General features: G+C 73.1%; 21 protein-coding genes and 2 tRNA genes. 12 read left to right on the plus strand and 11 right to left on the minus strand.

Annotation, left to right across the window (positions count from 1 at the left end; genetic code table 11):
* Both AB0I67_RS26090 and dusB read right to left on the minus strand, forming a co-directional pair.
* On the minus strand, nt 1–819 hold the full coding sequence (locus AB0I67_RS26090; RefSeq protein ID WP_357928132.1) for a phytanoyl-CoA dioxygenase family protein: 819 nt from the start codon (nt 817–819) through the stop codon (nt 1–3).
* 49 nt (nt 820–868) lie between these two features.
* On the minus strand, nt 869–1,972 hold the full coding sequence (dusB, locus tag AB0I67_RS26095) for a tRNA dihydrouridine synthase DusB (protein ID WP_357928133.1): 1,104 nt from the start codon (nt 1,970–1,972) through the stop codon (nt 869–871).
* A 59-nt stretch (nt 1,973–2,031) separates the two neighbouring features.
* Here dusB and AB0I67_RS26100 point away from each other — a divergent pair, with 59 nt between their 5' ends.
* The 4 genes from AB0I67_RS26100 (at nt 2,032) to sigJ (ending at nt 4,019) form a co-directional block, all read left to right on the plus strand.
* Nucleotides 2,032–2,664, plus strand: a complete 633-nt coding sequence (locus AB0I67_RS26100) for an ACT domain-containing protein (protein WP_357928135.1) — start codon at nt 2,032–2,034, stop codon at nt 2,662–2,664.
* A gap of 65 nt (nt 2,665–2,729) precedes the next feature.
* Nucleotides 2,730–2,801: transfer RNA gene (locus AB0I67_RS26105), tRNA-Gly, on the plus strand.
* 37 nt (nt 2,802–2,838) lie between these two features.
* A tRNA-Val gene (locus AB0I67_RS26110) sits at nt 2,839–2,910 on the plus strand.
* 149 nt (nt 2,911–3,059) lie between these two features.
* Nucleotides 3,060–4,019 carry an RNA polymerase sigma factor SigJ gene (gene sigJ, locus AB0I67_RS26115; protein ID WP_357928136.1) on the plus strand — a complete coding sequence of 320 codons (960 nt, stop codon included), beginning with the start codon at nt 3,060–3,062 and terminating at the stop codon, nt 4,017–4,019.
* A gap of 70 nt (nt 4,020–4,089) precedes the next feature.
* On the opposite strand, the gene AB0I67_RS26120 is transcribed toward sigJ, so the two are convergent.
* The gene (locus tag AB0I67_RS26120) at nt 4,090–4,659 is read right to left on the minus strand and encodes a GNAT family N-acetyltransferase (RefSeq protein WP_357928137.1); all 570 of its coding nucleotides are present in this window, start codon (nt 4,657–4,659) and stop codon (nt 4,090–4,092) included.
* Nucleotides 4,660–4,776: 117 nt separating this feature from the next.
* Between AB0I67_RS26120 and AB0I67_RS26125 the strand changes: the two genes are divergently transcribed.
* Both AB0I67_RS26125 and AB0I67_RS26130 read left to right on the plus strand, forming a co-directional pair.
* A complete protein-coding gene (locus AB0I67_RS26125; RefSeq protein WP_357928139.1) occupies nt 4,777–5,157 on the plus strand; it encodes a hypothetical protein in 381 nt (126 codons plus the stop codon).
* 48 nt (nt 5,158–5,205) lie between these two features.
* Nucleotides 5,206–5,667 carry a pyridoxamine 5'-phosphate oxidase family protein gene (locus tag AB0I67_RS26130; RefSeq protein WP_357928141.1) on the plus strand — a complete coding sequence of 154 codons (462 nt, stop codon included), beginning with the start codon at nt 5,206–5,208 and terminating at the stop codon, nt 5,665–5,667.
* 10 nt (nt 5,668–5,677) lie between these two features.
* Here the strand turns inward: AB0I67_RS26130 and AB0I67_RS26135 are convergent, their stop codons facing one another.
* Nucleotides 5,678–6,676 (minus strand): NADP-dependent oxidoreductase, encoded by a 999-nt coding sequence (locus tag AB0I67_RS26135; protein WP_357928142.1) that lies wholly within the window; start codon nt 6,674–6,676, stop codon nt 5,678–5,680.
* Nucleotides 6,677–6,879: 203 nt separating this feature from the next.
* Between AB0I67_RS26135 and AB0I67_RS26140 the strand changes: the two genes are divergently transcribed.
* On the plus strand, nt 6,880–9,666 hold the full coding sequence (locus AB0I67_RS26140) for a glycoside hydrolase family 2 TIM barrel-domain containing protein (protein WP_357928144.1): 2,787 nt from the start codon (nt 6,880–6,882) through the stop codon (nt 9,664–9,666).
* 11 nt (nt 9,667–9,677) lie between these two features.
* Here AB0I67_RS26140 and AB0I67_RS26145 read toward each other — a convergent pair whose 3' ends face one another.
* The gene (locus AB0I67_RS26145) at nt 9,678–10,664 is read right to left on the minus strand and encodes an aldo/keto reductase (RefSeq protein WP_357928146.1); all 987 of its coding nucleotides are present in this window, start codon (nt 10,662–10,664) and stop codon (nt 9,678–9,680) included.
* 150 nt (nt 10,665–10,814) lie between these two features.
* Here AB0I67_RS26145 and AB0I67_RS26150 point away from each other — a divergent pair, with 150 nt between their 5' ends.
* Nucleotides 10,815–11,804 (plus strand): hypothetical protein, encoded by a 990-nt coding sequence (locus tag AB0I67_RS26150; protein WP_357928148.1) that lies wholly within the window; start codon nt 10,815–10,817, stop codon nt 11,802–11,804.
* A gap of 52 nt (nt 11,805–11,856) precedes the next feature.
* Here the strand turns inward: AB0I67_RS26150 and AB0I67_RS26155 are convergent, their stop codons facing one another.
* Entirely contained in the window at nt 11,857–12,477 is a 621-nt protein-coding gene (locus AB0I67_RS26155) for an alpha-ketoglutarate-dependent dioxygenase AlkB (RefSeq protein ID WP_357928150.1), read from the minus strand.
* Nucleotides 12,478–12,533: 56 nt separating this feature from the next.
* On the opposite strand from AB0I67_RS26155, the gene AB0I67_RS26160 reads away from it, so the two are divergent.
* Entirely contained in the window at nt 12,534–13,694 is a 1,161-nt protein-coding gene (locus AB0I67_RS26160; RefSeq protein WP_357928152.1) for an MFS transporter, read from the plus strand.
* A gap of 7 nt (nt 13,695–13,701) precedes the next feature.
* Here AB0I67_RS26160 and AB0I67_RS26165 read toward each other — a convergent pair whose 3' ends face one another.
* The 4 genes from AB0I67_RS26165 to AB0I67_RS26180 all read right to left on the minus strand — a co-directional run bounded on the left by AB0I67_RS26165 (nt 13,702) and on the right by AB0I67_RS26180 (nt 16,909).
* Complete coding sequence (locus AB0I67_RS26165; RefSeq protein WP_357928153.1) at nt 13,702–14,217, minus strand: CGNR zinc finger domain-containing protein; 516 nt, start codon at nt 14,215–14,217, stop codon at nt 13,702–13,704.
* A 9-nt stretch (nt 14,218–14,226) separates the two neighbouring features.
* Entirely contained in the window at nt 14,227–15,180 is a 954-nt protein-coding gene (locus tag AB0I67_RS26170) for a hypothetical protein (protein WP_357928155.1), read from the minus strand.
* A 5-nt stretch (nt 15,181–15,185) separates the two neighbouring features.
* Nucleotides 15,186–16,172: a hypothetical protein gene (locus AB0I67_RS26175; protein WP_357928156.1), complete on the minus strand. Its 987-nt coding sequence runs from the start codon at nt 16,170–16,172 to the stop codon at nt 15,186–15,188.
* Nucleotides 16,173–16,249: 77 nt separating this feature from the next.
* Nucleotides 16,250–16,909, minus strand: coding sequence for a GntR family transcriptional regulator (locus AB0I67_RS26180; RefSeq protein WP_357928158.1), 660 nt, complete (start codon nt 16,907–16,909; stop codon nt 16,250–16,252).
* A gap of 121 nt (nt 16,910–17,030) precedes the next feature.
* Between AB0I67_RS26180 and AB0I67_RS26185 the strand changes: the two genes are divergently transcribed.
* On the plus strand, nt 17,031–18,329 hold the full coding sequence (locus AB0I67_RS26185) for an MFS transporter (protein ID WP_357928160.1): 1,299 nt from the start codon (nt 17,031–17,033) through the stop codon (nt 18,327–18,329).
* Between the two features lie 63 nt (nt 18,330–18,392).
* On the opposite strand, the gene AB0I67_RS26190 is transcribed toward AB0I67_RS26185, so the two are convergent.
* Nucleotides 18,393–19,709: an MFS transporter gene (locus tag AB0I67_RS26190; protein ID WP_357928161.1), complete on the minus strand. Its 1,317-nt coding sequence runs from the start codon at nt 19,707–19,709 to the stop codon at nt 18,393–18,395.
* Nucleotides 19,710–19,869: 160 nt separating this feature from the next.
* Here AB0I67_RS26190 and AB0I67_RS26195 point away from each other — a divergent pair, with 160 nt between their 5' ends.
* Together AB0I67_RS26195 and AB0I67_RS26200 are read left to right on the plus strand one after the other, a co-directional pair.
* Nucleotides 19,870–20,637, plus strand: a complete 768-nt coding sequence (locus AB0I67_RS26195) for a hypothetical protein (RefSeq protein ID WP_357928162.1) — start codon at nt 19,870–19,872, stop codon at nt 20,635–20,637.
* Nucleotides 20,638–20,678: 41 nt separating this feature from the next.
* Complete coding sequence (locus tag AB0I67_RS26200) at nt 20,679–21,233, plus strand: GNAT family protein (RefSeq protein WP_357928163.1); 555 nt, start codon at nt 20,679–20,681, stop codon at nt 21,231–21,233.
* Nucleotides 21,234–21,238: the final 5 nt, after the last annotated feature.

Below are 21,238 nucleotides of genomic sequence, written 5' to 3' on the forward strand. Positions count from 1 at the left end.
CTAGTCGCCCGGGCGGATCGGCGCGAGCGGGCGCAGGATCGCCCGCCGGGTGCCGGTCAGCCCGGCCAGCCATTTCTCGTCGTAGGCGTAGCCGTACCGGCTGGAGCCCCACACCGGGCCGTAACGGTAGATGACGACGCGGCGTTCGCCGGGGTTGGTCCGGGTGGCGCCGCCGTGCAGGAGCGCGTCCACGAACAGCAGCGCGTCACCCGCCCGCAGGTGCATCGGCTCCGCGCCGGGCAGCTCCTCCATGGGCAGGTGCGCCAGCGGGTGCGGCAGGTTCGCCTTGTGCGAGCCCGGGACCAGCATCGTCGGGCCGTCGCCCGGGCCGACGTCGGTCAGGGCCAGGATGATGTTGACCATGCCGCAGCGGAAGGCGCCGTGCGCGTAGCCGTACTGGTTGCGCAGCGCCGCCCGGTGGCCGCCGGAGTGCAGCGGGTGGCGGCCGCCTGGGCCTCGGGCGGAGGCGATCGACTCGTCGATGAAGACGCCTTCGACGTAGCTGCCCTGCTCGCCGGCGAACCTGGTGACCAGCGGGAGCCAGCTCGGGTGGTCGATCAGCTCCTCGAACGGCTCGCCCGCGGCGACCGCCTGGTGGAGCTCGAAGCCGGTCTCGGGGGTGTAGTCGCGGCGTTGCGCGCCGCGGTGCCACTCGCCGCGGGCCAGGTGGCGGGGGAAGGCGTCGAACTCGGCGTTCAGCCGGGCCAGCAGCCCGGGCTCCACCGCGCGGCGCAGGACCAGGTAGCCGGTCAGGTCGAACAGGAAGTCCGCCAGCGGCCCGTCGAGTGCAGGGCCGCTCGGGTGGGGTTCTGTGGTCACTGTCGCACTGTCGCCCGGCCGGCGGGCGGCGGCAAGGGCGGGAGCGGGGTCAGCCGCCCGAGACGTCCGACTCCTCGCTCACCACGGCGTCGTCCTGGTCGTCCAGCCAGCCCTCGGGCAGCAGCACCTTCGACCGCTCCCCCGACTTGCCGCGCGGGGTGTCGGTGTTCGGCGGCCACGGCTGGTCGCCGTCGACCCGGGCGAGGATCTCGCGCATCCGCTCGATCGACTCCGCCGCGGTCAGCTCCCGGCGCAGGTCGCCCCCGACGGTGAAGCCCTTCAGGTACCAGCCCACGTGCTTGCGGAAGTCCACGACCGCCGCGCGCTCGCCGCCCAGCGACCACACCAGCGCCTCGGCGTGCCGGACCATCACCTCGGCCACCTCGCCGAGCGTCGGCCGGGCCCGCTCGGCGCTGCCGTTGAAGGCGTTCTCCAGGTCGCGGAAGAGCCACGGCCGGCCGAGGCAGCCGCGTCCCACCACCACGCCGTCGCAGCCGGTCTCGGCCACCATGCGCAGGGCGTCGTCGGCGCACCAGATGTCCCCGTTGCCGAGCACCGGGATCTCGGTGACCACTTCCTTCAGCCGGGCGATGCGGCTCCAGTCGGCGGTGCCGCCGTAGTGCTGCCTCGCCGTACGGGCGTGGAGCGCGACCGCGGCCACGCCCTCCTCCTGCGCGATCCGGCCGGCGTCGAGGTAGGTCAGGTGGTCCTCGTCGATGCCGGTGCGCATCTTGATCGTCACCGGCAGCGGCCCGGCGTTCGCCACCGCGCTGCGCAGGATCCGGCGCAGCAAATTCCTCTTGTACGGCAGGGCGGACCCGCCCCCGCGCCGCGTCACCTTGGGCACCGGGCAGCCGAAGTTGAGGTCGACGTGGTCGGCGAGGTCCTCCTCGACGATCATGCGCACCGCGCGGCCGACCGTGTCCGGGTCGACGCCGTAGAGCTGGATGCTGCGCGGCGACTCCTCCGGCCGGAACCGGATCATCCGCATCGTCTTCGGGTTCCGCTCCACCAGCGCGCGGGTGGTGATCATCTCGCACACGTAGAGCCCGGCGCCCTGCTCGCGGCAGATCACCCGGAACGCCGCGTTCGTGATGCCCGCCATCGGCGCCAGCACCACCGGCGGCCACACCTCAATCGGCCCAATCTTCACTCCCACAGTTGTAGCGCAGCTCCGGTCGTGAGCGTTATTCGCGGCTACTCTTGGTCGTGATGCTTCTACGACTGCGGCTCACCCTCCCCGACCGGCCAGGCTCGCTCGGGCACGTGGCCCGCGCCCTGGGCGGCGCCGGAGCAGACATCACGCAGCTCACCGTCCTGGAGCGCGGCGCCGGGCGCGCGATCGACGACCTCACCGTCTTCTGCCCGGACGGCACCTCCCGCGAGTCGCTGGCCAAGTCGCTGGAGAGCGTCGACGGGGTGAGCGTCGACGGCGTCTGGCCCACCCGAGAGGCGCCGGGCACCTATCCCGAGCTGGAGATCCTGAAGTACATCACCACGGCGGGCGAGCGCGGCCTGACCACCCTGATCGACTCGCTGCCCGTGCTGTTCAGCGCCGACTGGGCGGCCGTCGTCACCGACCGCGCCGTCTACTCGAGCTGGCGGGCCCCGCGCGAGGTGCCCATCCCCGCCGAGGTCCCGCCCCGGCCGGTGGCCGCCACCCTGGACGGCGGCCTGCACGCGGTCACCGCCCCGCTGCCGCCGCTGGCCCTCACCCTCCTGCTGGCCCGCACCGAGGGACCGGCCTTCCACCGGATCGAGGTGCACCGGCTCACCCGGATCCTGGAGATCTTCCTGTCCCTCCCGGCCACCGAACGCGCCCTGACCCGCCAGCCCCGGACCTGACCCCGGCACGAGGAGCGGACACGAGGACCCTCCGGAGTCGGGTAAAGTATTCACTGCGGCAACGCGCGGAAGTGGCTCAGGGGTAGAGCATCACCTTGCCAAGGTGAGGGTCGCGGGTTCGAATCCCGTCTTCCGCTCTGCGTCAGGTGAGACCTCTGGTCTCCGGTGACGTTGGGACGATTAGCTCAGCGGGAGAGCGCTTCCCTGACACGGAAGAGGTCACTGGTTCAATCCCAGTATCGTCCACGGCAAGCCCCAGCATCGGGATTGGACCCCCGAGGCTGGGGCTTTTCGCTGTGCGCGTGGCACCCCCGCGTTCGGGGGCGTTGTCACAGTTCGGCAGGATGGCTCGTCCCATGGGACAGCCGCGGCCGACAGAGGGAGTTGCCGAGATCATGACCAGCGGATCCACCGGCGGGCGGCCACCCGAGACGTCCGGTGCACCGACGGCGCCTGAGCCGGCTGCGATCGCGGGTGAGCGGCGGCATCTGACGAACCTGGCCTACCGGCTGCTGGGGTCGCTGGCCGACGCCGAGGACGTGGTGCAGGAGACCTACGCCCGCTGGTACGCCATGACCCCGCAGGAGCAGGCGGCCATCCAGGTGCCGGCCGCGTGGCTGACGAAGGTGGCGGGGCGGATCTGTCTCGACGTGCTGGGCTCGGCCCGAGTACGGCGGGAGCGGTATGTCGGCGAGTGGGTGCCCGAGCCGCTGCCGGACGGCACGGAGTGGGTGAGCGGGCGGCTGGGCGGCGCGGCGGTGGACCCGGCCGACTCGGTGACGCTGGACGAGTCGCTCACCATGGCCTTCCTCGTCGTGCTGGAGGCGATGACCCCGGCAGAGCGGGTGGCGTTCGTCCTGCACGACGTGTTCCGCTACTCCTTCGCCGAGATCGGGGAGATCGTCGGGCGGAGCGAGCAGGCCTGCCGCCGGCTGGCCTCCTCGGCGCGGCGCCGGGTACGGCAGGAGCACGCGCCGGGGGTGCCGGTGGCCCGGCAGGCCGAGGTCGTGCGGGAGTTCAAGCAGGCGTGGGAGGCCAAGGACATCGGGGCGCTGGTCGGGCTGCTCGATCCCCGCGCCCTGGCGGTCGCCGACGGCGGCGGCGTGGTCAGCGCGGTGCTCAAGCCGATCGAGGGCGGCGAGCGGATCGCCCGCTACGCGGTCGGGCTCACCGAGCTGGCGCCGGGGCTGGAGCTGCTGGAGCGCGTGGTCAACGGGCGGCCCGGGCTGGTGCTGCGGCGGGAAGGGGTGACCGTGGCGGTCATGGCCTTCGAGCTGGCCGGCGACCGCATCACGCGGCTCTGGGCGGTGCGCAACCCGGAGAAGTTGCGGTCGTGGACGAGCGAGCCGGCCTGACCGCGGTGCACCGGCCCGGCGAACGGCCCGACCGCGGCTCACCGGCCGGGCGGGCGAGCATGACCACCGTTCACCGGCCGGCTGTGTCGCTCTGGATCGGCTGCGCCGTACCGGCCAGGTAGTCGGGCCGGGTGACCGCGAAGACGCGGGCCCGGATGTCGTAGGCCGGGACGACGGTGACGCGGTCCTCGCGCATCCCGAGCTTGGTCATGATGCGGGCCGAGGCGTGGTTGTCGACGTGGCAGATGCTGACCACGCGGTCCAGCCCCGCCTCGGTGAAGCCGAAGCGCAACGCCGCACGCGCGGCCTCGGTGGCCAGGCCCTGACCCCAGAACGCGCGCCCGAAGCGCCAGCCGATCTCGACCGCGGGCAGGATCTCCGGCAGGAAGAGCGGGACGGACAGGCCGGTCCACCCGGCCAGTTCCCCGCTGTCGCGGTGCTCGACGGCGAACAGGCCGAAGCCGCGTTCGTCCCAGCCCTGCTCCATGCGCGCGATGGTCTCCGCGGTCTGCTCGCGGGTGCGGACCGAGCCGTCGCCGATGAACCGCATCACCTCGGGGTCGGCGTCGATCGCGGCCAGCGCGTCGAGGTCGCTCTCCCGCCAGCGGCGCAGGATCAGCCGCTCGGTGCCCAGTTCCATCGTGCTCTCCCCCTCGGTGCGGTTGCCCCGACACTCTAGAGGGAGCCGCGTGACATCACGATTCCGGGCGCTGCGTCGTCAAAGGGGATGAAGCACCCGACCGCATGAGGAGCCCCCGTGTTCTTGCGCATTGTGATCATCCTGCAGACCGTCGCGCTGTTCGCGGCGCCGGTCACCGCCGGGCTGATGTTGTCCACGTCCTACGGGCACTACTGGCACAGCGGCGCGTCCTACACCGTCTTCGTGATCGCCGTGGTGCACCTGGTCACCGCGGTCCTGGCTTGGCGGCCGGGCGGCGGCTCGCCGAAGCCGATCCGGTTCGCCGCCGTGTTCCTGGCCTTCACGCTGGCGCAGGTGGCGCTGGGTCTCGCGCACGTCACCGTCGTGCACGTGCCGCTGGGCGTGCTGATGTTCGCCTTCAGCCTGCTGCACCTCAGCCGGGTCCTGGCCGAGCGCCGCGGCGCGGGGGACCAGGTCACGGCCACCGCGCGGGGCTGAGTAGCATCGCCGCGTAACGCGTCCATCCGTCCCGCCGAGGAGCCCCGCATGAGCCTTCCCCCCGCCCGCAGCGCCGCCCGGCGCAAGGCCGACACGCTGCACCGGCTGGAGCACGACGTGGACGCGTGGATCGCGACGGCCGGAGCGGAGGGCGGCGAGCCGTACCTGGTGCCGCTGTCGTTCCTGTGGGACGGCCGCGAGCTGCTGATCTCGACGGCGGCCGCCGCGCCGACCTCGCGCAACCTGCTGGCGGGCGGGAAGGTCCGGATCGGCCTCGGCCTGACGCGGGACGTGATCCTGGTCGAGGGCGTGGCCGAGGCCTTCCCGGCCACCGAGATCTCCGCCGAGGAGGGGGACGCGTTCGCGGTCAAGACCGGGTTCGACCCCCGCGAGCTGAGCAGCCCCTACACCTACTTCCGCGTCCGGCCCGAGACGATCCAGGCCTGGCGGGAGGTCAACGAGCTGGCCGGCCGCGTGCTGATGCGCGACGGGCGCTGGCTCGTGGACTAGGCCCGGCCGCTCACCCGCCCAGGCGGACGAGCATCTTGCCGGTGTTGGCCCCGCGCAACATGCCGAGGAAGGCGTCCACCGCGTGGTCGAGGCCGTGGACCACGGTCTCCTCGGCGTGCAGGTTCCAGCCGGCGGCCCGCTGGGCGTATTCGCCGGCCAGGTGGCGGAAGTCGCCGACCAGGAAGCCGCGCAGCGTGAGCCGCTTGCCGACGGCCAGGCCGAGGTTGTTCGGCCCGGGCACCGGCTCGGTGGCGTTGTAGACGGAGATCGCCCCGCACAACGCGACCCGGCCGTGCACCCGCAGGGCCGAGAGCGCGGCCTGGAGGTGGTCGCCGCCGACGTTGTCGAAGTAGACGTCGATGCCCTCCGGCGCGGCGGCGCGCAGTTGCCCGGGCAGGTCGCCCGCGCGGTAGTCGATCGCCGCGTCGTAGCCGAACTCGTTCAGCAGCTTCTTGGCCTTCTCCGGCCCGCCAGCCGAGCCGACGACGCGCGAGGCGCCCAGGCGGCGGGCGATCTGGCCGGCCAGCGAGCCGACAGCGCCCGCGGCGCCGGAGACGAACACCACGTCACCGTCATGCACCGGGGCGACCTGGGTGAGCCCGGCATAGGCCGTCAGTCCGGTCATGCCGAGCACGCCCAGGTAGGCCTGCGGCGGCGCGAGGCTGGTGTCGAGGACGCGGGCGGCCCCGGCGTCGAGCAGGGCGTGGCTGCGCCAGCCGTACCCGTGCAGGACGGTCGCGCCGACCGGCACGTTGGCCGCCTCCGAGCGCACGACGGTGCCGACCGCGCCGCCCTCCATCGGCTGGCCGAGCTGGAACGGCGGCACGTAGGAGGGCACGTCGTCCATCCGGCCGCGCATGTACGGATCGACCGACATCCAGTCGTTGCGCACCAGGATCTGACCGTGGCCGGGATCGGGCAGCTTGGTCTCGACCAGCGAGAAGTCGGCGGGCGTCGGCTCGCCCACGGGACGGGCGACGAGCAGGATCTCCCGGCTGGACACGGGCATGGCGCGGCTCCTTCGGTTGCGTGGCGCCCCTCCACGGCGCCCCTCCACGGTGCTCCGGCGCGGGCGCGCTGGCAACGCGACGCGGCGGTCGCTTACCAGCCGTTTGCGGCGCGCCCGGCCTCTCACCGAGGGTTGAGCAGGTTGTGCGAAGATCGTCCTGGGTTACGCTGCGGCGAAGACCCCTGGCCGAAGGATCGGATCCCATGCGCGATCACCTGTCCGCCTTCCTCCCCGGCACGGGCCGCCGCAACCCGCGCGCGGCCTTCAGCTCCGACGCCCCGCGCCTCGACCTCGGCGGGCCGTGGCGCTTCCGGCTGTCGCCGACCGCCGAGGGCGAGCCCCTGACCGCCGACTTCTCCGGCTGGGACGAGCTGCCGGTGCCGTCGATGTGGCAGCTCCACGGGTACGGCAAGCCCGCCTACACCAACGTGAACTACCCCTTCCCCATCGAGCCGCCGCACGTCCCGGACGCGAACCCGACCGGCGACTACCGGCGCGAGTTCGACCTGCCGGCCGGCTGGGCGGGGCGGGCGGCGGTGCTGCGCTTCGAGGGGGTCGACTCGTGCTTCACCGCCTGGCTGAACGGCGTGGAGCTCGGCTTCTCGACGGGCAGCCGGTTGCCGGTCGAGTTCGAGGTCGCCCCGCGCGAGGGCCGCAACATGCTGGCGGTCCGGGTGCACCAGTGGTCGCCGGGCAGCTACCTGGAGGACCAGGACATGTGGTGGCTGTCGGGCATCTTCCGCGAGGTGACGCTGCTGGCCCGGCCGGTGCTGGACGACTTCTTCGTGCAGGCCGGCTTCGACCCGGCGACCGGGCTGGGGGCGTTGCGGGTGGAGTGCGCGACGCCGGGGGCCGTGGTGTCCGTGCCGGAGCTGGGGCTGCATGCCGTACCGGCCGGGGAGGAACGCACGGCGGCGGTCGAGCCGTGGTCGGCGGAGCGGCCGCGGCTCTACGACGCGACGCTGGCGGGCGGCGGCGAGACGGTACGGCTGCGCATCGGGTTCCGGCGGGTCTCGGTCGAGGGCGGGGTGCTGATGGTGAACGGGCGGCCGGTGCTGCTGCGGGGCGTCAACCGGCACGAGTTCCACCCGCGCACCGGCCGCACGCTCGACGAGGCGACCATGCGGGCCGACCTCGAGCTGATGAAGCAGCACAACGTCAACGCGGTGCGGACCAGCCACTACCCGCCGCACCCGCGCTTCCTGGAGCTGTGCGACGAGTACGGGATGTGGGTGATCGACGAGTGCGACCTGGAGACGCACGGGTTCGCGGTCGTGGGCTGGCGGGACAATCCGAGCGCGGATCCGCGCTGGCGGGAGGCGTATCTCGACCGGATGGCGCGGATGGTCGAGCGGGATAAGAACCGGCCGTCGGTGATCATGTGGTCGCTCGGCAACGAGTCGGGGACCGGGGACAACCTGCGGGCGATGGCGGAGTGGGCGCGGGAGCGGGATCCGTCGCGGCCGATCCACTACGAGCACGACCTCGAATCCGGATATGTCGATATCTACAGCCGGATGTACGCCTCGGTGGCGGAGGTCGAGCTGATCGGGCGGCGGGAGGAGGCGCCGCTCGACGACCCGGCGGCCGACGCGCGGCGGCGGGGGTTGCCGTTCGTGTTGTGCGAGTACGCGCACGCGATGGGGAACGGGCCCGGCGGGCTCGGCGAGTACCAGGAGCTCTTCGAGCGGTATCCGCGGCTGGCCGGCGGGTTCGTCTGGGAGTGGATCGATCATGGGCTGGCTCATCCGGTGTACGGCTTCGCCTACGGCGGGGACTTCGGGGAGGAGCTGCATGACGGGAACTTCGTCACCGACGGACTGGTGTTTCCCGATCGCAGGCCTTCGCCGGGGTTGGTGGAGTTCAAGAAGGTCGTCGAGCCGGTGCGGATCGAGGTGCGGGACGGGGTGGCGGTGATCTCGAACCGGTACGACTTCGCCGACCTGTCGCACCTGGTCTTTCGGTGGAGGGTCGAGGAGGAGGGGGTGGAGGTCGCCTCGGGGGTGCTCGACCTGCCGGGGGTGGTGGCCGCCGGGGCGACGGCCGAGGTCCCCCTGCCGGACTTTCCCGATATTTCACGAGAAAGCTGGGTGACCGTGCGGGCCGAGCTCGCCCGGGACGAGCCCTGGGGCCAGGCCCAGCTCGACCCGGGCCCCGACCCGGCCGCCCCGCCCGGTGCCGGACCTCGGGAGTGGCCCGGTGGGGCGGTGTTCGAGCCGGCCACGGGACGGTTGGCGCGGCTTGGAGAGCTCGACCTCGACGGGCCGCGGCTGGAGCTGTGGCGGGCGCCCACGGACAACGACCGCCTGTCCCCCGACGCCTGGAACTGGCGAGCCGCCGGGCTCGACCGCCTGCACGAACGCGTCCTGGAGCAGACCCGCACCGACACCGGCCTCACCGTACGAACCCGGACGGCCGCGGCCGCCCACGACCGCGCCATGCTCGCCGCCTACCACTGGACAGCCGCCGAGCACGGCCTCCACCTGACCGTCGAGATCACGCCCACCGGCGACTGGGAGACCTTCCCCCTCCCCCGCCTGGGCCTCCGGCTCACCCTGCCCGGGGACGTCTCCACCGTCGAGTGGTTCGGCCGCGGCCCCGGCGAGGCGTACGCCGACTCCTGCCGCGCCGCCCGCGTGGGCAGGTTCCGCGCCACCGTCGAGGAGCTCCAAACCCCGTACGTCCTGCCCCAGGAGAACGGCAGCCGGGCCGACGTCCGCTGGGCCGAACTGCGCACCCCCGGCGGCACCGGCCTGCGGGTGCGGGGTGTCGACCGGTTCGCGCTCACCGTGCGGCGGTGGAGCACCGAGGCGCTCGACCGGGCGAGGCACCGCACCGACCTGGTGCCGGACGACCGGGTGCACGTCAACCTCGATCTGGCCCAGCACGGTCTGGGGTCGGCCTCGTGCGGGCCGGGCGTCCTGCCGCGGCACCGGCTGAGCGCCCGTCCAGCCGTCCTCCGCCTGCTGTTCGAGCCGCTCCGCCCCTGAGGGGCTCCCGGTCAGCGGGTCGCGTCGAGGCGGGCCCGCTGGTCGGCGGTCAGCTCCAGGTCCACCGCCGCGAGGTTCTCCTCCAGTTGCGCCACCGAGGAGGCCCCGGCCAGCGGAATGATCGGGAACGGCCCGCCGATCTGCCAGGCCAGCACGACCTGCCCCGGCGTCGCGCCGGTCTCCTTGGCGACCTCCCGCAGCACCGCCAGCCGCGCCGCCGTACCCGGGTGCTCGTAGTCGTACGGCAGAGCCTTGTCCTCGCGGGCGTAGACCCCGCCGAGCAGCGGCGAGTACGCGACCAGGGTCAGCTCCGGCTCGGCGCGCAGGTAGCTCAGCAGTTCGGCGCCCGCGTGCCCGAGGCTGCCGTCCTCGAAGATCGTCTCAGGCACGTCGAACCGCGGCCGCAGCAGGCTGTGCTGGTACTGCAGCACCTCGTAGCCCGCCACCCCCGCCGCCTTGGCCAGCGCCCGGGCCCGCTCGACCCGCCAGATGGCGTGGTTGCTCACCCCGAGCAGCCCCACCGTGCCCTCCTCGACCAGCGCGCCGAACCCGGCCACCGTCTCCTCGAGGTCGACCGCGCGGTCCTCGATGTGCGCGTACAGCAGGTCGATGCGCTCCACGCCCAGCCGCTCGCGGCTGCGCTCGGCCGACTCCCTGATCATCGCCGCGGACAGGCCTTCGGCGTTGTCGGTGTAGCTCGTCCCCGGCGCGAGCGGGCGGGCGCCGAGCTTGGTCGCGATGACCACCTCGTCGCCGATCCCCCGGCTGCGCCGCCAGCGGCCCAGCAGTTCCTCGCTCTGCCCGCCCTGCCCGCCGTCGTGCCAGAAGGCGTAGTTGTCGGAGGTGTCGATGAAGGTGCCGCCCGCCTCGACGTAGCGGTCGAGGATGGCGAAGGAGGTCTGCTCGTCGGTGAAGCTGCCGAAGAGCATCGCCCCGAGCGCCAGGACGCTGACGTCGCGACGGGTCTCCGGGGTGGTGCCGATGCTGCGATATTTCATGGCTGGGAGTGTGGATCCTGGAGTGCACTCCAGGTCAAGCGGCGAACTAATCGAACTAGTGCTCTAATTCCTCTAGCGGTCTGACACCTCGCCTTACTACGATCTTGCTACCCGCCCCCCGGGGTTCGTCCAAGGGAAGAGAGATCGCCTATGAGGCGTGCAGTGATCGCGCTGGGAACCGGCTTGAGCCTGGCGGCTTCGGCCCTCACCGCCACACCGGCCCAGGCCACGGGCGTGTGGATCGAGCCGCTGGCCCCCATGCCGGCCGAAGCGCAGGCGGTCGCGAGGTTCTGGCTCGGCGACGGCGGGGCCAACCTGGCGGCGGCCACGCCGTACACCGTCCGGAGCGCGGTCGGCGCGGAACGCGCGGCGGCCGAGATCGTCCCGGACGGCAAGCCCGGGACCGTCCCCGCCACGGAGGCGCTCGACCCGCCCAAGGGCAAGACCCCGACCACCACGGGGAAGGTGTACTTCCTCGGCAGCGACCTGCGGCCGCACTGGTGCGCCGGCACCTCGCTGCAGGCCAACTACCGCAACCTCGTGGCCACCGCCGGGCACTGCCTGCTCGACGTCGAGGCCCCGATGGGCTCGCTCGGCAAGTGGGTCTTCGTCCCGGACCAGGCCGACGACACGGCGCCGCTCGGCGTGTACGTCGGCAAGCAGGCGAGCGTGCCGGCCGCCTACGAGAGTTCCAGGACACCGGCCCTGGACTTCGCCTTCGTCACCGTGTTCGACCGGGTCAGCCTCGCGCCGGGCGACGTGCTGGTCAGCGGCGGACGGCTGGGCGACAACGCCGGTGCCCAGGGCTTCGCCTGGAACCAGCCGCTCGGCGAGCGGCGGGACGTCTTCGACCACTCCGGCGGGCGGGCGGACGGCTCGACGTTCACCGTGAGCAGGCCGGGCCGGCCCGAGGAGCGGATGGTCGGCATCGGCACGCCGGACGCCGGTTTCCCCGGCTCCTCGTGGCTGGCGCGGTACTCGCCCGGCAGCCGCCTCGGCCACCTCGACGGCGTCACCTCCGGCGTCGCCGACCTCGACGGTGACGGTATCCCCGACACCGCGGTGGCGGCCTACTTCGGCGCCGCGGCGGTCGAGGCCTACCAGGCGGCCCGCAACACCGCCAGCGGCCGGATGATCTGATCCCCGGCTTCCGGCCGGACCACCTGAAAACGGGGCCAGGTGGTCCGGCCGGTCAGCGGACGCCGCGGGGACGGAACTGGATGCTGATCCGGGGGCCGACCGCGGCCGAGGACTTGGGGATGGCGTGTTCCCAGGTGCGCTGGCAACTGCCGCCCATGACGATGAGGTCGCCGTGCCCGAGGTCGTAGCGCAGCGAGGCCCCGCCGCCGCGGGGACGCAGGTGCAGGGCGCGCGGGGCGCCGACGGAGACGATGGCGACCATGGTGTCCTCGGTGCCGCCCCGGCCGATGGTGTCGCCGTGCCAGGCGACGCTGTCGCGGCCGTCGCGGTAGAAGCACAGGCCGGCGGTGACGAACGGCTCGCCGAGCTCGTGCTCGTAGTGCGCGTTGAGCGCCTGGCGGGCCTCGTCGAGCGCGGGGTCGGGCAGCGCCTCGCCCTCGCGGTAGAACTTCAGCAGGCGCGGGACGTCGACCACGCGGTCGTACATGCGGCGGCGCTCGGCCTGCCAGGGCACGTCGGCGGCCAGCCGCTCGTAGAGCGCGTCGGCGCCCGACATCCAGGCCGGGCGCAGGTCGATCCAGGCGCCGTGGTCGAGGGTGATCCTGCGCACGGCCGGGCCGAGCTCCCCCGGCGCGGTCGGCGTGTCGAGGTCGAGCAGCGAAGCCTGGAACATGCAATCGAGTATACGTTCGAAACGGCGGTGGCGGTCAATCCGGTAACGTCTCGGGCGTGCTAGGACGTTACATGGCCGGAGCCGTCGCCGCCCGGACCGGGAACGAGATGGCCGGACCCGCGTTATTGCTGCTCGGGCTGGCGGTGACCGGATCGGCCTCGGCCGGGGCGTCGCTGCTGGCCGGGCTGACCGTCTCGGCGGCGGTGGGCGGGCCGCTCCTCGGGGTCTTCCTCGACCGGGTGCGGCGGCCCGGTCTGGTGCTCGCGGCGAGCATGGGCGGGTACGCCGCCGGGCTCGCGATCATCGTCGCGGGCGTGGGACGGCTGCCGCACGGCGTCCTGGTCGGGGTGGCGGTGCTGGCCGGGCTGCTCGGTCCCGCACTGGCCGGCGGGTGGACGGCGCAACTTCCGCTGGTCGCCGAGCCCGCCCGGCTGCCCAGGGCCAACGCGCTGGACGCGATGACCTACAACGTGGCCGGGCTCGCCGGTCCGGCCGTCGTGGGCGCGCTGGCCTCGGTGGCCGGGCCGCAGGTGGCCGCCCTGAGCGCCCTCGCGCTCGTGCTGGCGGCCGTAGGCGGCGCCTGGTCCCTCCCGAAACGCCGCCCGCCGGACGCCCACGAGGCGGCGCCCGCCTCGAAGGGCGTGCTGCGGGAGCTGGCCGCCGGTTTCGTGGCCATCGCCCGGCCCGGCTCGCTGAGGCGCGCCACGGTGGTCTCGATGATCTCGATGGGCGGCGTCGCCATGCTCGTGGTCGCCGCGCCGCTGCTGGGCCAGCGGCTGACCGGCCAGACCGGGCACGGGGCGCTGCTGCTCGCGGTGGTCGCGGTGGCGGGCCTGGCCGCCAACGGGGTGCTCGCCAGGCGGACCTTCGACCCCGACCGGGTGCTCCTGCTGTCCACGCTGGTGATCGCCGCCGCGCTGGGGCTGGCCGCGGTGGCGCAGTCGATGCCGGTGGCGATCCTGGCCGCGGTGCTGGCCGGGGTGGGCGAGGGCCCGCAACTGACCGCCCTGTTCGCGGTACGGCACCGCGAGGCCCCGGCGCACCTGCGCAGCCAGATCTTCACCACCGGAGCCAGCTTGAAGATCACCTCGTTCGCGCTGGGCTCGGCCGCGGCCGGGCCGCTGGTGGACCGGTCGGTCGAGGCCGCCCTGCTGGCCGGGGCCGGGATCATGCTCCTGGCGGCCCTCGCCTACGCCCTGCTGTCCCCCCGCCCCTGACGCCCGGCTAGCCGCCGCGCGCGGCCCGGTGGGCGGCGACCCGTTCGCGGGTGGCGCAGCGGCTGCTGCAGTAGCGCCGCGCGCTCCCGCCCCCGAGGTCGAGGTACGGCCGGCCGCACGAGCGGGCCGAGCAGAGCCCGCCCGGCAGCCGCTGCAGGTCGGCCAGGAGCACCGCCAGCGCCATCGCCGAGGCGGAGGCGAACCACTGCGCCCACCCCGCCGAGGGCGTGTCCACGTGCAGGTGCCACGCGGCGGACCCGTCGTGGTCGGTCAGCCGGGGCGGCCGGGCGTGCTCGGCGAACAGGCCGTTGAGCAGCCGGGCCGCCTCGGGCACGCCGGGCGCGGCGAAGACCTCCACGATCCGCTCGGCCACCTGCCGGAGCGCCGCCAGGTCGGCGACGGAGACCGGGTCCGCCTCGCCGTACCTGCGCAGGATCTCCGGGACGCGCTCCGGCTCGCGCAGCAACGCCCACGACAGATCGGCGGCGCGGGCGGCCATGACCCGGGTCGAGTGAACCTCCACCCGGCCAAGCTAGCCGCCGCAGGCGGCGAAGGTGTAGCTGTCGGTGCGGAGCCGGTAGCGGTCGCGGAGCTTGAGCTTGCCGGTGAGCACGTCGAGCCGGTGGACCGACATGATCGACGGCCGGTCGTCCCTGGCGCGGACGAGGTGGACGGTGACCTCGTTCACCCCGGTCCAGTCGAGGGCGTGCAGGTCGTGCCCGGCGGGCAGCTTGACCGGCACGCGGGAGGTGACCACGTCGGTCCTGGTGTCGTACAGGACCAGTTCGGGCCGGTCGCCCGTGACGAGGCTGGCAGTGGTGCGCCCGTCGGCGGCCAGGGCCTCGGGGCTGTTGGCGGCGACGAGCTGCGGCGGGGAGACGTCGGCCAGCCGCTGGCCGGTGTCGGTGTAGACGCGCAGGTCGTAGGTGCCCTCGTCGCCGTCGTAGGAGGTCAGCACCTCGTCGCCGTCGCCGCTGAAGTCGACGAAGGTCTCGGCGCCGGGCACGGTGCCGAGCCGGCGGCCGGTGGCGGTGTCGAAGAGGCGGGTGGCCCGCGGCTTCTCGTCGCCGAAGACGGCCGCGAGCCGGGAGCCGTCGCCGGACAGGTGCAGGGTGATGGAGTACTGGGCGATCCGCGGCAGGGCGTCCCCGGGCAGGAGCCGGACGCCGCCGCCGACCGTGCGGACCGCCAGCCGGCCCTGCCGGGTGAGGTAGGCGATCTTCAGGCCGTCGCCGCTCACCGCCAGCGGCGCGGCCTGGTACACCGAGGACTTGCCGTCGGCCTCGCGGGCGACGACCGCGGCGTCCTTGAGCAGGCGCGTCCGCCCGTCGTGCGTGGTCAGCCGCCAGAAGCCGCAGGGGTGGTAGGCGTCGTCGTCGCCGCAGCCCTTGACCGAGGCGTAGCGGACCGCGTCGTGCGCGGGCGAGGCCTGGGCCGGCACGGCCAGCAGGCCCAGTGCCAGCGCGGCGGTGAGGAGGATCTTCATGGCCGTCATTCCCCCGCGATGGTGTAGGAGTAGCTGTCCTCGGGCACGCGCACCCGCCAGGAGGGGCGCGTGGCGCCGGTGGCCGCGTCCACGGTGAGCACCCGTATCACCGTCGAGCCGCGGTCGGAGGCGTGGACCTGGTAGATCGCCAGCCGGTCGTCGTCGAGCCAGCGGGCCCGGTCGGGGCCGTCGGCCGGCTTGAGCGGCAGCGGCCGGGCCGCCGACAGCTCGCCGGTCGCCAGGTCGTACAGCCGCAGGCCGGGAGGCTTGCGCCTGTCCTCGTGGCCGGGCACGAAGGCGGCGACCGTACGCCCGTCGCGCGCCAGCGCCAGGACGGTGGCGCCCATGACGACCTGCGGCGGCGTCCGCTCCAGGCCGGTGCCGTCGAGCCGGCGCGCGACCAGCTTGGTGGTGTTGTCCGGCAGGTGGCGCCGGACCAGCACCTCGTCGCCGTCGCCGCTGAGCGCCTCGACCTCGTCCTCGACCGGCAGCTTGGTGATGCCGCCGCCGCGCAGGTCCACGATGCGGGCGGGGACCGGCGGGTCGGCGTCCGGGAAGGCGACCACGAGCCGCTCCCCGCGCGGCGACAGACGCAGTTCGACCGGGTCGGTGCCGGTCCGCTTCGGCACCAGCGACGCGGGTAAGACCTTGGCCGCTCCACCGACCCGGCGCACCACCAGGCGGTGGTCGCCGGCCCGCTCGTAGGCCAGCCACCGGCCGTCGGCGCTCAGTGTGAGAGCCGACTCGAACAGCGCTTTGGCGCCGTCGCCGCCGATCCGGTTGGTGGCCGAGTCCTTGACGGTGAGCGTGCGGCCGTCGGACAGGACGAGCCGCCAGCGTCCGCAGGCCTGCTCGACGGCGTCCCGGTCGGGACAGGACTTGATCCAGGCCAGCCGGGCGACCGGTGGCCCCTGGGCGGCGGCGGGCGCGGCGCCGGCCGCCGTGACGGCGGTCGCGAGCGCCGCCGCGAGTGCCGCTGAGGTGATCCTCATCGTGGTGAACTCCTTCCGTTCACCCCGTTGGACCGCCCGCCGAACCGGGCGGTTGATCACAGGTCCGTCACGAAAGCTCAGTCGCGGAAGCGCTCCGGCTCGTAGTCCTGGAGCAGGAGCTTCTCGGCGTCGTCGAGGTAGGACTCGAGGTAGCGGCCCGCCTCCTCCGCCCGGCCGGCCTCGATCAGGTCGAGCAGCTCGCGGTTGCGCTCGACGAAGGGCTCGTGCAGCGAGCGCTGGTTCTTCATCACGTGGAAGACCAGGCGCAGCTCGGCCAGCAGGTGCCGCATCGACTCGTCCAGCCGCGGGCTCTGGTTGAGGGTGACGATCGCCTGGTGGAAGCGGCTGTTGGCGGTGCCGACCGCGGTCCAGTCGTCCTGCTCGGCGGCGCGCAGCGCGTCGGTCACCGCCTCGCGGATGGCGGCCAGGGCGGCCGGGGAGGGGGTCCGCCGCACTCCGGCGCCCTCGATGACGCGGCGCACGCGGTAGAGGTCGGCCACGTCGGCGGCGGACAGGATCCGGACAAACACCCCCTTGTTGCGCCGGTGTTCGAGCAGCCGCTCGTGGCCGAGCAGCCGGAAGGCCTCGCGCAGGGTGTTGCGGGAGACCTGGAGCGCCTCGGAGATCTCGCCTTCGAGCAACTGGGTGCCGGGCGGGAGCACGCCTTCGATGATGCGCTCGCGCAGCACGTCGGCGACCTCCTCGGCCACGCTGGCCCGGCCGATTCTGGATCGCACACCTTCGAGGCCGGCTACCGCGTTGCGCACGGTCACCATGAAATCAGCGAACAAACCCCTTGTCGAATTGTTGAACAATTTTTATGGTGAGGTCAGCCCCCCGATCCCAAGGAGCGATCACATGCACCAGACGCGGCGCGTGATCACCGCCAGCCTGATCGGCACGTCCCTGGAGTGGTACGACTTCTTCCTCTACTCCACCGCGGCGGCCGTGGTCTTCAACAAGCTCTTCTTCCCCAGCCTCGACCCGGTGGCGGGCACCCTGGCCGCCTTCGCCACCAACGCCGTCGCCTTCGCCGCCCGCCCCATCGGCGGCATCGTCTTCGGCCACTTCGGCGACCGCGCCGGCCGCAAGACCGTGCTGGTCGTCACGCTGCTCATGATGGGCATCGCGACCGTCCTGATCGGCGTCCTGCCCACCTACGCCAGCATCGGCGTCGCCGCGCCGATCCTGCTGGCCGTCCTGCGCTTCGTCCAGGGGCTCGGCCTCGGCGGCGAGTGGGGCGGCGCGGTGATCATGTCGATGGAGCACGGCACGAAGGAGCGGCGCGGCTTCAACGCGAGCTGGCCGCAGGTCGGCGTGCCGGCCGGCAATCTCATGGCGGCCGGCCTGCTCGCGCTGATGAGCGCCACCCTGTCGGAGGAGGCGTTCCTGTCGTGGGGCTGGCGGGTGCCGTTCCTGCTGTCGGCGGTCGTCGTCCTGGTCGGGCTCTGGATCCGGCTGAAGATCACCGAGTCGCCGCTGTTCGAGCGGGTCGAGCAGCAGGGCGTCAAGGCCAAGATGCCGCTGGCCGAGGTGATCCGCCGCCACCCGCGGGCGCTGTTCTCCGCCTTCACCGCGCGCATCGGCGTGGACGTGGCCTTCTACACCTTCACCGCCTACATCCTCGTCTACGTCACCGAGACCCTCGGCATGGACCGGCAGACCGGCCTCAACGCGGTCTTCATCGGCTCGGCCTGCCAGCTCGCGCTGATCCCGCTGTTCGGGGCCCTGTCCGACCGGTACGGCAGGCGGCTGGTCTACCTGGGCGGCGTGGTCGCCGCGGCGGCCTGGGTGTTCGCCTTCTTCCCGCTGCTGGCCACCCGCTCCTTCCCGCTCATGGCCCTGGCCACGGTGGTCGCCCTGGCCACGCACGCCGCGATGTACGGCCCGCAGGCCTCCTTCATCGCCGAGCTGTTCAGCACCCGGCTGCGCTACAGCGGCGCCTCGATGGGCTACCAGGTGGCCGGGATCTTCGGCGGGGCGCTCGCGCCGATCATCGCCATCGCGCTGCTGAAGGCGTACGGCACGACGCTGGCGGTCTCGCTCTACGTACTGGCCGCGCTCGCGATCACCGCCGTCGGCCTGGCGATCGCCCCGAAGGCCGACGACTTCGAGGAGCCCGCGGCGGCCGGCTCCAAGCGGCCGAGCGCCGTCTGACCACCCTGGTGATCGCCGCGAGAGGGCGGGCGGCGGCTGCCACCGCCGCCCGCCGGCGCCGGGTCAGTCGTCGTGCCGTGCCACGGGGGCCGGTGCGGGGGCGGGTATGCGGGCCGTACGCCAGGAGCCTCTGAAGAACGGCAACGAGGCCAGGAAGAGCACCTGACCGGCCAGCGCGATCAGCAGCCAGGTGCCCCAGCCGGAGCCTTCGGCCACCGCCGTGGCGGTCACCAGGAGCACCACCACCATGATCCGGACCACCATGCCCCACAACCCGAGCGCCGCGCCCTGCAGCCGGGAGTCGACGTCCTCGGCGTCCTCGGAGAAGGCGGCCATCCACGGCACGTACGCCACCCCGAGGAAGACGAAGAGCAGCGCGTAGACCACGGCGATGTGCGCCGCCCCCGGCCGCTCGCCGACCAGCGAGATGAAGTAGGCCAGGGTCGCGATGGTCAGCACCGTGCCGCCCAGGATGTACGGCTTGCGCACCTGCTGACGGTCCGACAGCCGCCCGACGCCGATGACCACGACGGCGTTGAGCACCAGCCCGAGCGCGACCACCCCGTTGGCGGTGGCGGTGTCCAGGCCGAACGCGCCGAACAGGATGGTCGGCCCGAAGATGGCGAAGGTCCAGTAGAGGACCTGCCAGCCGGTGTTGCCGAAGACGTGCGCCCACAGGTGCGGGTGGCGCAGCAGCTCGCGGACCTTGCCGGGGTCGACCTTCTCCTCGGCGCTGACCGCGCTCTCGGCGGTGAGCACCTGGGCGCGCAGGGCCGCGCACGGCTCGGCGATCTGCCAGATGATGATCGCGCACAGGATCAGCGAGACCACGCCCATGATGATCGCCTGCGACTGCCAGGCGTAGCCGAACATCGGCAGGGTCAGCCCCGCCAGCCCCGAGGCCAGGAAGCCGGCGCCGACCGGCCCCCAGGTCCAGAAGCCGAAGGACTGGGCGCGGCCCATCCGCGGGGAGAAGTCGCGCACCAGGCTGGCGGTGATGGTGATGCCCGCGCCCTCGATGAAGAGCATCAGGCAGCGCACCGCGAAGAGCTGGCCGGTCGTCTCGACCATGGCCAGCAGGAAGTTGCAGGCGGCGGTGACGGTGAGGGTGGGCACCAGGATGGTCACCCGGCCCCAGCGGTCGGACAGGATCCCGCCGAAGCCGGCCGAGATGCCGGCCACCAGCACCGAGGCGGCGGCGATCAGGCCGTAGGTGCTGAGGCTCATCTTCAGGTCGCTCATCAGCAGCGGAAGGATGGTGCCCAGCGTGGTCTCGAAGTTGGCCACCAGGCTGGCCAGCACGGCCACCGCCAGCAGGCGCACGCGCCGGGCGCCGACGGGGTAGACGGTCAGCTCACGGACATAGAACGGTCGTGCCATCCGTCCTCCAGCAGAACGTATTTCTAGTACACGATTCGGAGGGAAGGCACGGAAGTCAACGAGGCGGCCGATCACGATGTGATGTCGATCACACACGCCCGGGGCAGGTGGGACCGGTTTTGGCCACCGTTACCGGCGAATAGCCATAAAATGCGCATCCATGAGCCTCCCCGTTCGCCAGCGAGCTCCGAGACCGGGCGGCGGCCGCCACCGGGCGCCCGTCCCCACCAGCCTGCCCTCGGACGCTCCCGTGCTGGTCCTGGCGGTGGCCGGTGAGACCGAAGGCGTGCCGGCCGACATCGCCGCCGTCGTCCGGGTGGACAACCCGCAGATCGACGTGCGCCTCAGCGCCGTCGACCACCTGGCCGACGCCCTGCCCGCCGACCGCCCCTCGGTCATCGTGCCGCTGATCACCTGGCCCGACCCAGCCCCCCTCGCCGAGATCGGCAAGCAGGTCGCCGCCGGCGGCGCCGACGCCGTCGTCACCGAGCCCCTCGGGCCGCACCCGCTGCTGGCCGAGGCCCTGCACATCCGGCTGGCCGAGCGCGGCCTGGCCCGGGCCGACCGGGTGCGGCTGATCAACGTCTCCAGCCCGGTCGACGCCGTCATCCTCGGCGTCGCCGGCGGGCCCGCCGCCGTCCAGGCCGCCCAGCCCACCGCCGTACTGCTGGCCTCCCGGCTCACCCTGCCGGTCGTGGCCGCCTGCATCGACGGCGAGCCCAGCCTGGACGCCGCCGCCACCCGCCTGCGCGAAGCCGGCGCCCAGCGGCTGGCCCTGGCCCCGTGCCTCATCGGCCACGAACTGCCCGCCGCCGTCATCGCCGAGGCCGCCGCCGGCGTCGACGCCGGGCACGCCGAACCGCTCGGCGCGCACAGCCTCCTGGCCGACCTTGTCGCGCGAGCTTACGGTAGTCAGCTGGCTACTTGACAGGCTTGTAAAGATCGGCTTGGGCGCGTTAGGTTCTCCCCATGCGTTGCGTCCAGGTCACCGGGCCGCGGCTGGGCCTCAGAGAGGTCACGCCCGCCGATGTGGACGCCTTACACGCCGTCTACGGTGACCCGGCCGCGACCGAGCACCTGCCCTTCAACCCCCGCAGCCGCGACGAGGTCGCCGGGATGGTCGACGAGGCGCTGGGCGCGGCCCTCACCGAGCCGCGCCGCCTCTACCTGCTCGCCGTCACCGACGTCCACGACGGCAAGGTCATCGGCGTCTCCCGGCTGCACATCGAGGCCGACCACCCGCACAGCGCGGAGATCGGCCTCGGCCTCCGCTCGGACCTCTGGGGGCGGGGGCTGGGGACGGACCTCATCCGGCTGACCCTCTTCTTCGGGTTCAAGCGGCTTGGGCTGCATCGGATCTGGGGGGCGCGGTCGCCCCTTAACGTGCCGGCGCAGTTGGCGATGCTCATGGCCGGGATGGTGGAGGAGGGGCGCGTCCGCCACCATGTCTTGACGCCCGAGGGGTATCGGGACTCGATCGTCCACTCGGCCATCGCCAGCGAATGGCGTGACTCCCCTGCGTGACCTTT

This window comes from Nonomuraea sp. NPDC050310, assembly GCF_040655795.1.
In the GTDB taxonomy this organism is placed as follows: Bacteria; Actinomycetota; Actinomycetes; order Streptosporangiales; family Streptosporangiaceae; genus Nonomuraea.

Coding starts and splice junctions, on each gene's coding strand:
- AB0I67_RS26185 (WP_357928160.1), top strand. CDS start 17,031: ATGCACCAGACGCGGCGCGTGATCACCGCCAGCCTGATCGGCACGTCC.
- AB0I67_RS26190 (WP_357928161.1), bottom strand. CDS start 19,709: ATGGCACGACCGTTCTATGTCCGTGAGCTGACCGTCTACCCCGTCGGC.
- AB0I67_RS26195 (WP_357928162.1), top strand. CDS start 19,870: ATGAGCCTCCCCGTTCGCCAGCGAGCTCCGAGACCGGGCGGCGGCCGC.
- AB0I67_RS26145 (WP_357928146.1), bottom strand. CDS start 10,664: ATGAAATATCGCAGCATCGGCACCACCCCGGAGACCCGTCGCGACGTC.
- AB0I67_RS26130 (WP_357928141.1), top strand. CDS start 5,206: ATGAGCCTTCCCCCCGCCCGCAGCGCCGCCCGGCGCAAGGCCGACACG.
- AB0I67_RS26100 (WP_357928135.1), top strand. CDS start 2,032: ATGCTTCTACGACTGCGGCTCACCCTCCCCGACCGGCCAGGCTCGCTC.
- AB0I67_RS26135 (WP_357928142.1), bottom strand. CDS start 6,676: ATGCCCGTGTCCAGCCGGGAGATCCTGCTCGTCGCCCGTCCCGTGGGC.
- AB0I67_RS26120 (WP_357928137.1), bottom strand. CDS start 4,659: ATGGAACTGGGCACCGAGCGGCTGATCCTGCGCCGCTGGCGGGAGAGC.
- AB0I67_RS26150 (WP_357928148.1), top strand. CDS start 10,815: ATGAGGCGTGCAGTGATCGCGCTGGGAACCGGCTTGAGCCTGGCGGCT.
- AB0I67_RS26140 (WP_357928144.1), top strand. CDS start 6,880: ATGCGCGATCACCTGTCCGCCTTCCTCCCCGGCACGGGCCGCCGCAAC.
- AB0I67_RS26170 (WP_357928155.1), bottom strand. CDS start 15,180: ATGAAGATCCTCCTCACCGCCGCGCTGGCACTGGGCCTGCTGGCCGTG.
- AB0I67_RS26175 (WP_357928156.1), bottom strand. CDS start 16,172: ATGAGGATCACCTCAGCGGCACTCGCGGCGGCGCTCGCGACCGCCGTC.
- AB0I67_RS26200 (WP_357928163.1), top strand. CDS start 20,679: ATGCGTTGCGTCCAGGTCACCGGGCCGCGGCTGGGCCTCAGAGAGGTC.
- AB0I67_RS26155 (WP_357928150.1), bottom strand. CDS start 12,477: ATGTTCCAGGCTTCGCTGCTCGACCTCGACACGCCGACCGCGCCGGGG.
- sigJ (WP_357928136.1), top strand. CDS start 3,060: ATGACCAGCGGATCCACCGGCGGGCGGCCACCCGAGACGTCCGGTGCA.